This is a genomic window from Streptomyces sp. Y1, assembly GCF_041053115.1.
In the GTDB taxonomy this organism is placed as follows: Bacteria; Actinomycetota; Actinomycetes; order Streptomycetales; family Streptomycetaceae; genus Kitasatospora; species Kitasatospora rubellomurina.
In genome coordinates this window covers 461914-474512 of sequence record NZ_CP163445.1, presented here as the reverse complement: position 1 = coordinate 474512, position 12599 = coordinate 461914, and the positions used below count along the sequence as shown (strand labels likewise).

At 75.0% G+C, this 12599-nt stretch carries 10 protein-coding genes and 2 pseudogenes; 7 read left to right on the top strand and 5 right to left on the bottom strand.

Annotation, left to right across the window (positions count from 1 at the left end; translation table 11 throughout):
• Positions 1-31 precede the first annotated feature (31 nt).
• Entirely contained in the window at positions 32-763 is a 732-nt protein-coding gene (locus tag AB2U05_RS01875) for a Mut7-C RNAse domain-containing protein (protein WP_369182209.1), read from the top strand.
• A gap of 93 nt (positions 764-856) precedes the next feature.
• On the opposite strand, the gene AB2U05_RS01870 is transcribed toward AB2U05_RS01875, so the two are convergent.
• The gene (locus AB2U05_RS01870) at positions 857-1672 is read right to left on the bottom strand and encodes a hypothetical protein (RefSeq protein ID WP_369182208.1); all 816 of its coding nucleotides are present in this window, start codon (positions 1670-1672) and stop codon (positions 857-859) included.
• A 108-nt stretch (positions 1673-1780) separates the two neighbouring features.
• Here AB2U05_RS01870 and AB2U05_RS01865 point away from each other — a divergent pair, with 108 nt between their 5' ends.
• A complete protein-coding gene (locus tag AB2U05_RS01865; RefSeq protein WP_045696511.1) occupies positions 1781-2281 on the top strand; it encodes an inorganic diphosphatase in 501 nt (166 codons plus the stop codon).
• Positions 2282-2317: 36 nt separating this feature from the next.
• Here AB2U05_RS01865 and AB2U05_RS01860 read toward each other — a convergent pair whose 3' ends face one another.
• On the bottom strand, positions 2318-3598 hold the full coding sequence (locus AB2U05_RS01860; RefSeq protein WP_369182207.1) for a pyroglutamyl peptidase: 1281 nt from the start codon (positions 3596-3598) through the stop codon (positions 2318-2320).
• A 69-nt stretch (positions 3599-3667) separates the two neighbouring features.
• Between AB2U05_RS01860 and AB2U05_RS01855 the strand changes: the two genes are divergently transcribed.
• Complete coding sequence (locus AB2U05_RS01855; protein ID WP_045696515.1) at positions 3668-4876, top strand: cytochrome P450; 1209 nt, start codon at positions 3668-3670, stop codon at positions 4874-4876.
• Positions 4877-4982: 106 nt separating this feature from the next.
• A pseudogene (locus AB2U05_RS01850) lies at positions 4983-5537 on the top strand (TerD family protein); the annotation flags it as partial.
• 766 nt (positions 5538-6303) lie between these two features.
• On the opposite strand, the gene AB2U05_RS01845 reads toward AB2U05_RS01850, so the two are convergent.
• Positions 6304-6933, bottom strand: a complete 630-nt coding sequence (locus AB2U05_RS01845; protein WP_369182206.1) for a TetR/AcrR family transcriptional regulator — start codon at positions 6931-6933, stop codon at positions 6304-6306.
• A 135-nt stretch (positions 6934-7068) separates the two neighbouring features.
• On the opposite strand from AB2U05_RS01845, the gene AB2U05_RS01840 reads away from it, so the two are divergent.
• Complete coding sequence (locus AB2U05_RS01840) at positions 7069-8106, top strand: aldo/keto reductase (protein WP_369185874.1); 1038 nt, start codon at positions 7069-7071, stop codon at positions 8104-8106.
• Between the two features lie 55 nt (positions 8107-8161).
• On the opposite strand, the gene AB2U05_RS01835 is transcribed toward AB2U05_RS01840, so the two are convergent.
• On the bottom strand, positions 8162-8407 hold the full coding sequence (locus AB2U05_RS01835) for a hypothetical protein (protein ID WP_045696520.1): 246 nt from the start codon (positions 8405-8407) through the stop codon (positions 8162-8164).
• A gap of 4 nt (positions 8408-8411) precedes the next feature.
• On the opposite strand from AB2U05_RS01835, the pseudogene AB2U05_RS01830 reads away from it, so the two are divergent.
• Positions 8412-9575: pseudogene (locus AB2U05_RS01830) on the top strand (WD40 repeat domain-containing protein); the annotation flags it as partial.
• A gap of 301 nt (positions 9576-9876) precedes the next feature.
• Positions 9877-10446, top strand: a complete 570-nt coding sequence (locus AB2U05_RS01825) for a Uma2 family endonuclease (protein WP_369182205.1) — start codon at positions 9877-9879, stop codon at positions 10444-10446.
• Positions 10447-10458: 12 nt separating this feature from the next.
• On the opposite strand, the gene AB2U05_RS01820 is transcribed toward AB2U05_RS01825, so the two are convergent.
• Positions 10459-12525, bottom strand: a complete 2067-nt coding sequence (locus tag AB2U05_RS01820) for an MDR family MFS transporter (RefSeq protein WP_369182204.1) — start codon at positions 12523-12525, stop codon at positions 10459-10461.
• Between the last annotated feature and the right edge of the window lie 74 nt (positions 12526-12599).

Below are 12599 nucleotides of genomic sequence, written 5' to 3'. Positions count from 1 at the left end.
CGGGGCACCCGCCCGCTGGCATGCTGGCCGGGTGGACCGACCCCAGATCCGGCTCGAATTCGCCCCCGAGCTGCACCTCTTCGTCTCCGCGCCCCGGCGGGCCGGGCGCTCCGAGCTGCGCACCGACGGCACCTCCACGCTCGGCCACGTCGTGGAGTCGCTGGGCGTGCCGCTGACCGAGGTCGGCGCGCTGCTGGTGGACGGCCGGCCGGTGCCCGACGCGCACGTCCCGACGGACGGTGAGGAGATCACGGTCGCGGCCGTCGCCCGGCCGCAACCCGTGGGCGAGGCACCGCGGTTCCTGCTCGACGTCCACCTCGGCACCCTCGCCCGCCGGCTGCGCCTGCTCGGCATCGACGCCGCCTACGAGAACCCGGACATCGGCGACGCCGCGCTCGCCGCCCGCTCCGCCGCCGAGCGGCGCGTCATGCTCTCCCGCGACCGCGGCCTGCTGCGCCGCCGCGAACTGTTCGCCGGCGCGTACGTCTACAGCCACCGCCCCGCCGAGCAACTGCGTGACGTGCTCTCCCGGTTCGCGCCCCCGCTCGTGCCGTGGAGCCGCTGCACCACCTGCAACGGCACGCTGAGCGCCGTCGCCAAGACCACCGTGCGCGAGCAGCTGCACGACGGCACCGAGCGCTCCTACGACGCCTTCGCCCAGTGCGGCGACTGCGGGCAGGCCTACTGGCGCGGCGCCCACCACGCCCGACTGGAGGCGATCGTCACCGACGCCGTACGCGAATTCGGCGGCGCCCCGAGGTAGTCGGGGTCCGCCCGGGGCCGGGCGAGCTACCTGATCGGCCACGGCGGCGCCCGGCCCTCCTTCCCGGAGTTGCCGATCATCGGCTGGGCGGATCTACGGCGCGTGCAGGGCGAGGTCCCAGGCGTGGGTGGTGTAGTGGCCCATCCGGGTGGGGTGGCGTTCGACCAGGGTGACCGTCAGCCCCTCGGCCGTTCGGTGCAGCGTGCCGGTGAACCGGTGGCCCTGGTCGGCGGGCAGGGGGAGGAGGTCGGCGAGCGCGGTGTCGTCCAGCTCGCGCCCGACCGCGCGCAGCACCCCCGCGTCCAGCACCAGCAGGGTGCCGTCCGGCAGAACGAGGGGAGCGGGGGCCTGCGGGTCGGTGAGCAGCGGGCCGCGCTCGATCCGGCCGCCGGGGAGCAGCCGGACCACCCGGGACTCGGTGGGCAGCCGGCGGTCCGTCTCGACCACCCGCAGGCCGCTGCCGACGACGTAGTGGCCGAAGCTGCGCCAGGAGTCGACGAGGGCGCCGTCCCGGTCGTAGGCCCGGGTGTCGAAGGTGCCGTAGCCCTCCAGGCCGAGCGCGAAGCGCCCGCCGCCGAGGGCCGCCCCGCGCTCGCCGCGCAGTTCGGCGACGGTGGCGCCGTCCGCGAGGTCCAGCAGCAGGGCGGGGCCGAGGGTGCCCCAGGCGGTGTAGCCGGCGGAGTCGGTGGTGACCAGGACCCGCCCGGAGGAGAGGTGCGCGGCGTTCGGCCGCCCGGGGCAGGGCACCCGCCAGCGGAGCCGGCCGGTGGTGTCGGTGCAGCTCAGCTCGCCGTCCCGGCCGTGCACCTGGATGCCGTCGCGCCGCGCCAGCGGCCCCTCCGGGCGGCCCTGCGGTCGCCCGCCGTCCGCGCGGTGGTGGTCCAGCACGGTGACCCGCCAGCTCCCCATGGGCGGGGATGGTAGCGGACGGGATTGAACGCGGAGGGGTGCCGGGTGGCCCGGAACGGCGGACAATCTCCCCAGGAGCCGTCCCCGGGCGCCGAGGAGGAGGCCGCGGTGGAGTTCGAGGTGATGATCGAGATCCCGCAGGGGTCGCGGAACAAGTACGTGATGGACTTCTCGGCGGGCCGCATCCGGCTGGACCGCACCCTGTTCACGGCCACCGCCTACCCGGCCGACTACGGCTACGTCGTGGGCACCCTCGGCGGTGACGGCGAGCCGCTGGACGCCCTGGTGCTGGGCGGGGAGCCGGCCGTCCCGGGCTGCGTGCGGACCTGCCGGGCGGTCGGCGTGTGGGTGATGCGCGACGAGCGCGGCCCGGACCACAAGGTGCTGTGCGTGCCGGCCCGCGACCCGCGCTACCGGGACCTGCGGGACGTCGGGGACCTGCGGGAGTTCGACCTGCTGGAGATCACCCACTTCTTCCAGGTCTACAAGGACCTCGAGCGCGGCAAGTCGGTCGAGGGCTCGCACTGGGCGGACCGGGACGCCGCGTACGCGGAGATCGCGGCGTCCCGGGCCCGCGCGGTCGGCACCCGCTTCGCCGACCCGGCGTAGCGGGAGCCGGAGCAGCGGGATCCGGGGCAGGGCGGCTCAGAGCCGGGCGCTGCCCAGGATCGCCCGGACCTGATCGGCGATGGCGGCCTCGTTGTGCTCGAACTCGGGGCCGGTGAGCAGGGATTGGTCGCCGGGCAGGCCGGTGAGGACGGGCGTGTGCAGGTGCCCGCCGGGGAGGTCGGGGGCGAGGTCGAGCCGGAGGCGGTTGGAACGGTAGGCGACCTCGTTGGAGAGGTAGCCGCCTCCGCCGCCGGCGACGGCGCGGGAGCCCGGGGTGGGGCCGTCCGGGCGGTAGACGGGGTCGGTGGCGCCCTCGGGGATCTCGGTGACGGGGGTGTTGAGCAGGACGGGGTACGGCTGCTGGACGGCCGTCATGGCGTCGGTGGGCAGCGTGGTGCGGATGAACTGCGGCCCGTCCGCCAGGCCGGGGGCGTCCACCGGGTGCTGCTCGGTGCCGCCGGAGAGCGCGCCGCGGTTGTCGGTGGCCGGGTCGGCGGAGCGGGCGCGTCCGGCCCAGGCCTCCAGGGTGAACGTGCCGGGGTAGCCCTGGCTGATGCTGGTGATCAGGTCGGCGGCCTGCGGGCCGGACCGCTCCAGGTGCGGGCGGAAGGCGCGTTCCACGATGCCGCCGTCGAAGTCGGCGTAGCGCACCGGCAGGACGACGGCCCGGACTTCGGCGGTGCTGCCGTCGGCCAGGGTGATGCGCCGGCCGTGCAGTTGCAGGACGGCGGCGCCGGACGGGTTGCCGCGGCGGGGTTCGGTGTCCAGGCCGAACGGGTCGAAGCCGCTGACGAAGACGTGGCGGACGGCCGGGTCGGTGCCGAAGCCGTCGTCCAGGCCGCGCGAGGCGTCCTCGAAGCGGGCCCGCAGCGCGGCCCGGTCGATGTCGAACGTCGGCTGCCAGCGGGCGAGTTGGACGGTCATGGCGAGCCGCGTCCAGTACAGCGGGCGGTCGTCGAGCGCGGGCAGCTCGCCGCCGGGGCGGCGGCCCTGGGCGCGGTCGACGCCCGCCTGCCACAGCGCCCGGCCCCAGGCGGTGACGATCCGCTCGGCCTGGCGGCCGCCGCGGGCGGCGCACAGGGCGGCGGGGAAGGCGTGCACCAGCCCGTCCAGGCCGGAGCGTTCGGTGAAGGCGGCGGTGCGGCCGTCCTGCAGCCGGGCCTGTTCGGCGTCGGTCGGCGCGGTGTCGGCGACCGCACAGCGGGCGGGGACGCGGGTGGAGGCGGGGGCGGCCTGGGCGACCGCCGGGGCGAGGAGGGCGGCGAGCGTGCCGGTGAGGGCGGCGGCCAGTCCGGCGGCGCGGCGAAGGCGTGTCATGCGACTGACAATAAAGCGAGGGCCTGACGCCCCGCCAGACCGCCCGGCCGGTGCCCGTAGGCTGGCCAGGTGACACCCCTCGACATCGACCCGACGGTCAAAGCCCTGATCACGGACCCCTACGGCGGCTACGCCCGGCTGCGCGCCGAAGCGCCCGCCCACCGCGTCCTCGGCCCGGACGGACTGCCCGTCTGGCTGGTGACCCGCTACCCGGACGTCCGCCAGGCCCTCGCCGACCCCCGGCTCGCCCTCGACAAGGCGCACGCCGCACCCGGCAACTACCGCGGCTTCGCCCTGCCGCCCGCGCTCGACGCCAACCTGCTCAACATGGACCCACCGGACCACACCCGGATCCGCCGCCTCGTCTCCCGGGCCTTCACCCCGCGCCGGATCACCGCCCTGCACGCCCCGATCGAGCGCGTCGCCGAGCAACTCCTCGACCGCATCGAGCCGTTGGGCCGCGCCGACCTGATCGCCGACTACGCCGCCCCGCTGCCGATCACCGTCATCTGCGACCTGCTCGGCGTCCCCGAGGACGCCCGCCAGGACTTCCGCGCCTGGACCGACGCCCTGATCGCCCCGGACCCGACCCGCCCCGAACAGGCCCGCGCCGCCGTCAAGGCCATGCTCGGCTTCTTCACCGGCCTGATCGAGCGCAAGCGCACCGAGCCCGGCGACGACCTGCTCTCCGACCTCATCGCCGTCCGGGACGAGCAGGACGCCGGCGACCGGCCCGACCGGCTCAGCGAGGACGAACTGACCTCGCTCGCCTTCCTCATCCTCTTCGCCGGCTACGAGAACACCGTCCACCTGATCGGCAACGCCGTCCTCGCCCTGCTCACCCACGCCGAGCAACTCGCCGCGCTGCGCGCCGAACCCGGGCTGATCGACGGCGCCGTCGAGGAGTTCGCCCGCTTCGACGGCCCGGCGCCGCTCGCCATCCGGCGCTTCGCCCGCGAGGACCTCGCCATCGGCGGCGTCACCGTCCCGAAGGGGGAGACCGTGCTGCTCGCCCTGGCCTCCGCCAACCGCGACCCCGAGCAGTTCACCGACCCCGACCGGCTCGACCTGCGCCGCCGCGAGAACGGCCACCTCGCCCTCGGCCACGGCATCCACTACTGCCTGGGCGCGCCGCTGGCCCGGATGGAGACCGCCCTCGCGCTCACCGCCCTGCTGCGCCGCTTCCCCGCCCTCGCCCTGGACGTGCCGGCCGAGCGGCTGCGCCACCGGCCCACCCTGCGGGCCCGCGGCCTGCTGGAACTGCCCGTCCGGTACTGACGCGACCCTGACGGGCGCGCGCGACCGGGGCGGGAACCGGCACGGGCTCTACAGCGTTGTCGTCGTCGAACGGGGATACGGCGGCAACCGGCACGGAGGAAGTCCCATGAGTGTGGCCCTGACGAAGGGCGGCAACGTCTCGCTGAGCAGACTGGCCCCCGGGCTGCGCACGGTCCGGATCGGCCTCGGCTGGACGGCCGAGGCCGGCTGCGACCTGGACGCGAGCGCGCTGCTGTGCGGGCCGGGCGGCAAGGTGCTCTCGGACCTGCACTTCGTGTTCTTCAACAACCTGCGGAGCCCGGACGGTTCGGTCCGCCACCTGGGCGGGGCGGGTGCGGTCGACGGCGACCGGGAGGGGATCGAGGTCCGGCTCCCGGACGTCGCCGCCGGGGTCGAGAAGATCGTCTTCGCGGTCGCGATCTACGACGCGACGGCCCGCCGGCAGAGCTTCGGGCAGGTGCGCGGCGCGTACGTCCGGCTCGCCGACGCGGACGGCGGGCCCGAGCTGGCCCGCTACGCGGTGACCCCCGAGACCGGCAGCGAGACGGCGATGGTCTTCGGCGAGCTGTACCGGCACGGCGCGGACTGGAAGTTCCGCGCGGTCGGCCAGGGCTACGCCGCGGGTCTCGCCGGGATCGCCACCGACTTCGGCGTCGACGTGCTCCAGCCGGCCGCGCCCGCCGCGCCCGTCCCGGCGCCGGTCGCGCCCGCCGTCCCCCCGACGACCCAGCCCGCAGTGACAGGGAGCTCTCCCGTGACGTGTTTCTTCGACCCCTCGCACGGCCTCGGTTCGACGGCGGTGCTGTGGTCGCCGCAGTGGGGCGTGCCGCGCCAGATCGAGGCCTGCGCCGCCTGCGCCCAGCGGGTGCAGACCACCGTGCCGCCGTTCTACACCCCGCCGCAGGCCGGCTCCCCGCAGCCGGTCCAGCAGGGCCACCCGCAGGTGCCCGGCCAGGGCCGGCCGGAGGGCCGCCGCTTCGGCACCGGTGCGATGATCGGCGCCGGCGCGGCCGGTCTGGTCGGCGGCATGCTGATCGGCGAGGCGCTGAGCGACGACGGCCCCGAGGTGGTCGTCAACAACTACTACGAGAACGACGACGACTGGTTCTGAGCCGCCGTCGACGCCGCCGCGCCCGGCCGGATCCGTCCCGCCGGGCGCGGCCGGCCGAGCTCGTCGCACCGCTCCGACCGGGGGAGACCCATCGATGACCGGGGCCGTGACCGAGGCGGGCCCGGACAGGTCGGACCTCCGGTCGGGGCTGTTGGGGCAACTGCGCGAGGAGTACCAGGAGTTCGACGAGGACTGAGCGGTTCACCGCACCGGACGGCCGGACGACGCAACCCCGCGGCGTCCGGCCGTCCGGCGTTCCCGGGCCGTAGGGCTTGTCTGACGATTCCCGCCGGGCGCGCGAATTGTCAGACAAGCCCTACGGGCGCCGGTACGCCCCCGCCCGGGCGGCGGCCTCGGCGGCGGCGGCCGCGCGGTCGGCGGCGGCCTCGTCGAGGGGTTCGCCGGTGGTGAGCATCCGGTAGTAGAGCGGCGCGGAGACGGCCCGGATCACCTCGAACTCATCGGTGTCCGACGGGAGTTCGCCGCGCTCGACGGCCTCCGTGACGCACGGCGCCCATTCCTCCACCCGGCGCCGGTAGAAGCGCCGCAGCGCCTCGGTGGTGCCCGGATCGGCGGTGCCCGGGGCGCCGTTCGCCGCGGCGAGGACGGCGCGGAACAGCGCGCCCTGCCGGGGGTCGGCGAGGGTGCGCCGGACGAGCTGCGCGTTGGCCCGCAGGTCCCCGGCGAGCGAGCCGGTGCGGGCGCGCGGCAGCGACTGCTCGGCCATGTCGGTCAGCAGGTCGGCGACCAGGGCGGTGGTGCTGCCCCAGCGGCGGTAGACGGTGGTGCGGCCGACCTCGGCCCGCTGGGCGAGGTCGCCGAGGTCCAGCCCGGCGAAGCCGTGCTCGACCAGGGCGTCCTCGGCGGCCCGCAGGACGGCGGCGCGGACCCGCGCGGTCCGCCCGCCGGGGCGGGCGGTGCCGGGGGTGGGGGGCTCGACGGCCATTAACGGGATTCCTGTTCCATTAGTCGGGTGGAGTCTGCTAGTTTCGAGACATCTTAACGGAACGGAAGTCCCATTAGCGGCTTCGAGGGGAGCACCCGCATGACCACCACCGCAACCACCACCACAACCACCGCGATGGAATACCGCAGCCTCGGCGCGTCCGGACTCAAGGTCCCCGCGCTCAGCCTCGGCACCGGCACCTTCGGCGGCCGCGGCCCGCTGTTCGGCGCCTGGGGCACCACCGACGTCCAGGAGGCCCGCCGCCTGCTCGACATCGCCATCGACGCCGGGGTCACCCTCTTCGACACCGCCGACGTCTACTCGGACGGCGCCTCCGAGGAGGTCCTCGGCCAGGCCGTCCGCGGCCGCCGCGACCAGGTGCTCATCTCCACCAAGGCCGGCCTCCCGACCGGCGACGGCCCGCAGGACGCCGGCACCTCCCGGGCCCGGCTGATCCGCGCCGTGGAGGGCGCGCTGCGCCGCCTCGGCACCGACCACCTCGACCTCCTCCAGCTGCACGCCTACGACGCCACCACCCCGATCGAGGAGGTGCTGGCCACCCTGGAGGACCTGGTCCGGGCCGGCAAGGTCCGCTACACCGGCGTCTCCAACTTCTCCGGCTGGCAGCTGATGAAGTCCCTCGCCCTCGCCGACCGGCACGGCCGGCCCCGCTACGCCGCCCACCAGGTCTACTACTCGCTGGTCGGCCGCGACTACGAGTGGGAGCTGATGCCGCTCGCCCGCGAGGAGGGCGTCGGCGCCCTGGTCTGGAGCCCGCTCGGCTGGGGCCGGCTCACCGGCCGCATCCGGCGCGGCCGTCCGCTCCCGGCCGACAGCCGGCTGCACGACACCGCCGACTACGGGCCGCCGGTCGAGGACGAGCTGCTGTACCGGGTGGTCGACGCGCTCGACGAGGTCGCCGCCGAGACCGGCCGGACCGTCCCGCAGATCGCGATCAACTGGCTGCTGCGCCGGCCCACCGTCTCCTCGGTCATCATCGGCGCCCGCAACGAGGAGCAGCTGCGGCAGAACCTCGGCGCGGTCGGCTGGTCGCTGACGGACGAGCAGGTGGCCCGGCTGGACGCGGCGAGCGCCCGTACCGCGCCGTACCCGTACTTCCCGTACCGCCGCCAGGAGGCCTTCGCCCGGCTCAACCCCCCGATCACGGGCTGACCGGCGCAACCGTGGCGAACGGTTGCGCCGGTCAGCGGCCTTCACCGCTCAGCCGTCAGCCGGTTGCCCCGACCGCCCTGGCGCCGTCCATCAGGCCCCGGCGGGCCTCGGCCACGGTCTCGGTCTGCCGGATCAGCACCTCGACGGCGCCGGCGATGAGCGCGAGCTCGGCCGGAGTGGTGAACCCCGGCCGGTGGATGATCTTGCGCAGGTCCTCGTAGTCGTCGGTGGTGACGGACTTCGTCACGGTGACGAGGTGGTTGATCCGCTGCTCCAGGTGGGCCAGCTGGTCCTTGTCCACGGTGATGCTGCTCCCTCGGTCGTCTGGGTACGAGCAGGCCATGTGTACCCGGACGGGCCGGGGTGCCACGGCCGCTGAACGGGTGGCGCGCGCGGGCCGGGGGAGGCGTAGCGTCGAGAGTGGTCGCGGGCGGGTTCTCTTCCTTGTGCTGGAGCGCGACATGCCGGCCGACGCGACACCTCCCACCGGCCCGCCGCCGGGTCCGCCCCCGGGCCCACCGCCCGGACCCCCGCCGGGGCCACCACCCGGACCCCCGCCGGGGCCACCACCCGGCCCGCCGCCGAGCCCGCCGGGCCCGCCGCCCGTCCTCACCGGCCACACGGGGGCCGTCACCTGCGTCGCCGTCTCCCGCGACGGGCGGCTGCTCCTCTCCGGCGGCGAGGACCGCACGCTCCGGCTGTGGGACCTCCCCACCGGCGCGGAGCTGCGGCACTGGGTCGCGCACGAGGACGGCGTGCAGTGCGCGGACCTCGCCCCGGACGGCCGGCTCGCGGTGTCCGGCGGCGCGTGGGGCCCGGCGGTGGTGTGGGACACCGCGACCGGGACGGAACTGCGCCGCCTCCACGGGCAGGAGCAGGGCTGCCTGGCCGCCGCCTTCTCGCCGGAGGGCCGGCTGGTAGCGACCGGCTGCGGGGACCACACCGTGCGCTGCTGGGACCCGTCGACCGGGCAGGAGCTGCGGCGCTTCCCGGGGCACACCTTCGACGTCACCGCCGTCGCGTTCTCCCCGGACCGCCGACAGCTGCTGACCGGCTCCGGCCAGTCCGAGTTCGGCGCGGACCAGGTCCGGCTGTGGGACCTGGACGGCGGGCGGGAGCTGCGCCGGTTCGGCGAGCGCCTGTTCGCGGTCACCGCCGTCGGCTTCGCCGTCCGGGGCGGCCTCGCCGTCGCCACCACCATGGACAACCTGCTGCACGTGTGGGACCCGGTCACGGGCGCGGAGACCGGCCGCTTCGAGATCGGGGCGGGCAACCTGCGCTGCCTCGCGGTCTCCCCGGACGGCCGGCGGCTGCTGACCGGCAGCGGCACCGACTACTACGACGCCGACCTGCTCGCCACCCTCGGCGTCGACAACCGCGTCCGGCTGGTCGACCCGGGGGACGGTCGGGAGCTGGCCCGCTACGAGGGCCACACCGGGAACGTCAACGCCGTGGCCTTCACCCCGGACGGCCGGCGCGCCGTGGGCCGCCGACCGTCCCCACCACGAGCGCGCGTCCTCGCCTCCGGCCGGCGCTGGCCGTGGGGCGGCCGTGCTGCTGGTGCTGGTGGCCTGGCAGGCGAGGGTCCGCCCATCGCCCATCGCAGCGCTCCAACCGTGCCTCGCCCCCTCGGCCAGTCTCCCGCCGGACGGCACGGCCGGCCATCGGGTGCCCGGCGTGACGTCCACTGTTTCCCGGTCGTTGAGGATGTCGGCCGGCCGCGAGACCACGCGGCCCGGTGGAGAGTGGCTGAGGGGAAGGAGATGCGTTGTGCGTACCGCACCCCACGTTCCTGGCGACTACAGCTCTGTCAGCGACCCCGAGCGGGCACTGAAGTACGCGGTTCAGCACGTCGCGGGCGACCGCGCCGAGATCGTCGAGGGAGTCATCACCCCCAGGTCGCCGTCGTGGGCGCACGAGTCCGCCGCCGAGGTCGTCCGCCGCCAACTCGGCCCCCGCCTGGAACAGCTCGACCTGGTGTCCGGCTCCGGCGACCTCGACCTGCCCGGCAGCGAGAACTGGTACGTCCCGGACCTGGCCGTCGTGCCCGCCGACCTCGCGGCGAAGACCGAAGGCGCACTGCTGCCCGATCAGACCCTCCTGATCGTCGAGATCAGTTCCCCTTCCCACGCGGACACCGACCGCGTCGTCAAGCGCCGTCGCTACGGCCAGTACGGCGCTCCGCTCTACCTCCTCGTCGACCGGCAGAACCGCGCCTGCACCCTGTACAGCGAGCCGACCCGGCCGGGCTACGCGGCGGAGAGCGGCCCGCACCGCTTCGGCGCGCCCGTGCACCTCCCGGCGCCGTTCGACCTCGACCTCGACACCACTCGCCTGTAGCCGGGAAGGCGGCTACACCCGGGCGCTGTCCTTCGGGCGGGCGTGGGCGGGGAGGCCGTTGGTGAGGTCCTCGACGAGGAGGCGCCAGGCGATGGCGGTGGCGGCGGTGCGCAGCTGGGGGCTGCGGGGGCGGCCGGCGTCGGCGTCGAGGCGGGCGTTGAGCCAGTCCGACCAGGCGCCGGCGAGGGTGCGGACCTCGCGGCTGCCGGCCTCGGTGGGGGCGAGGCGGTCGCCGTCGCGGGTGAGGAAGCCCTCGGCGGTCATCCGGTCGAAGACCGGTTCCAGCACCTCGGGCGGGACGCGTTTGCGGGCGGCGATGAGGTCCAGCGAGGCGTGGCCGACCGCCTTGGTGTGCCCGGCGACCTCCATCAGCGCCCAGGCGCCGGCGAGGTCGAGGCCGGTGTCGGCGGTGCCGACGATCGAGCGGACGGTGGTCAGGTCCACGCCGCGCACGATCTTGCAGACGGCGTACTCCAGGTGCGGGTCGGAGTCGCTGGTGGTCGGCTGCCCGAAGCCCTCGCCCATGTCGGTCGAGCCGGCCCGGGCGGTGTCGCGCAGCGGCACCTGCTTGAGGAACAGCGCGACCACCAGGCCGACCGCCGCCACCGGGATCGTCCACAGGTACACGGTGTGCAGGGCGTCGGAGTACGCCTGGACGATCGGCGCGGCCTGCTCGGCGGGCAGCTTGTGCAGCCCCTGCGGGCTCTCGGCGGCCTTGGCGAGGACGGCCGGGTCGGCGCCGGTGAGGCGGGCGGCGGTGCCGACGCCCTTGCCGAGCTCGGTCTTGAGGCTGTTGGCGTAGATGGTGCCGAACACGGCGGTGCCGAAGGAGCTGCCGATGGTGCGGAAGAAGGTCACGCCGGAGGTGGCGGTGCCCAGGTCCGCGTAGTCGACGGTGTTCTGCACGGCGATGGTGAGCACCTGCATGCTCAGCCCGATGCCGACGCCGAGCACGAACATGTACAGGGAGGCGAGGGCCGTGCCGGTGCCGGGCTCCAGCCGGGAGAGCAGGTAGAGGCCGACGCCCATCACGAGCGTCCCGGCGATCGGGAACAGCCGGTACTTGCCGGTCTTGCTGACCACGTTGCCGCTGGCGATCGAGGCGATCAGCAGGCCGATCACCATGGGCAGCATCCGGACGCCGGAGACCGTCGCCGAGTCGCCGTCCACGTACTGCAGGAAGGTCGGCAGGAAGGTCAGCGCGCCGAGCATCGCGAAGCCGACGATGAAGCTGAGCACCGAGCAGACCGCGAACACCGGGTTGCGGAACAGCCGCATCGGCAGCATGGGTTCGGCGGCCCGGGTCTCCGCCCAGCAGAACAGGCCGAGCGCCACCGCGCCGCCGACGAACAGGGCGACGATCACGCCGGAGCCCCACGCGTACTGGTTGCCGCCCCAACTGGTCGCCAGGATCAGGGCGCTGGCGCCGACCGAGACCAGCGCGATGCCCAGGTAGTCGATCACCGGCCGCACGGCCGAGCGGACCGAGGGGATGGTCCGGGCGGCGGCCGCGACCACCACGATCGCGATCGGCACGTTGACGTAGAAGGCCCAGCGCCAGGACAGGTGGTCGGTGAACAGCCCGCCCAGCAGCGGGCCGATCACCGTGGCGACGCCGAACACCGCGCCGATCGCGCCCTGGTACTTGCCGCGTTCGCGCAGCGGGATGACGTCGGCGATCAGCGCCATCGCGGTGACCATCAGGCCGCCCGCGCCGATGCCCTGGACGGCCCGCCAGGCGATCAGCAGCGTCATGTTGGTGGCCAGGCCGCACAGGAACGAGCCGGAGATGAAGACGATCGCCGACACCTGGAACAGCAGCTTGCGCCCGTACAGGTCGCCGAACTTGCCGGCCAGCACCGTGGCGACGGTCTCGGCCAGCAGGTACGCCGTGACCACCCAGGACATGTGCGCGGCCCCGCCGAGGTCCGACACGATGGTGGGCAGCGCGGTGCCCACGATGGTCTGGTCGAGGGCGGCGAGCAGCATGCCGAGCACGATGGTGCCGAAGACGACGTTGCGCTGCCGTACGTCCAGCACCGGCGGCGCGGACGGCTGGGGCTCGGTGGCGACTGTCATGGGCTCAGCCTCGGCGGCGCACGGGCCGGTCGCGATCCGGTCGCGACCGGGTTCGGCCGTCCGGGTGAGGGGCC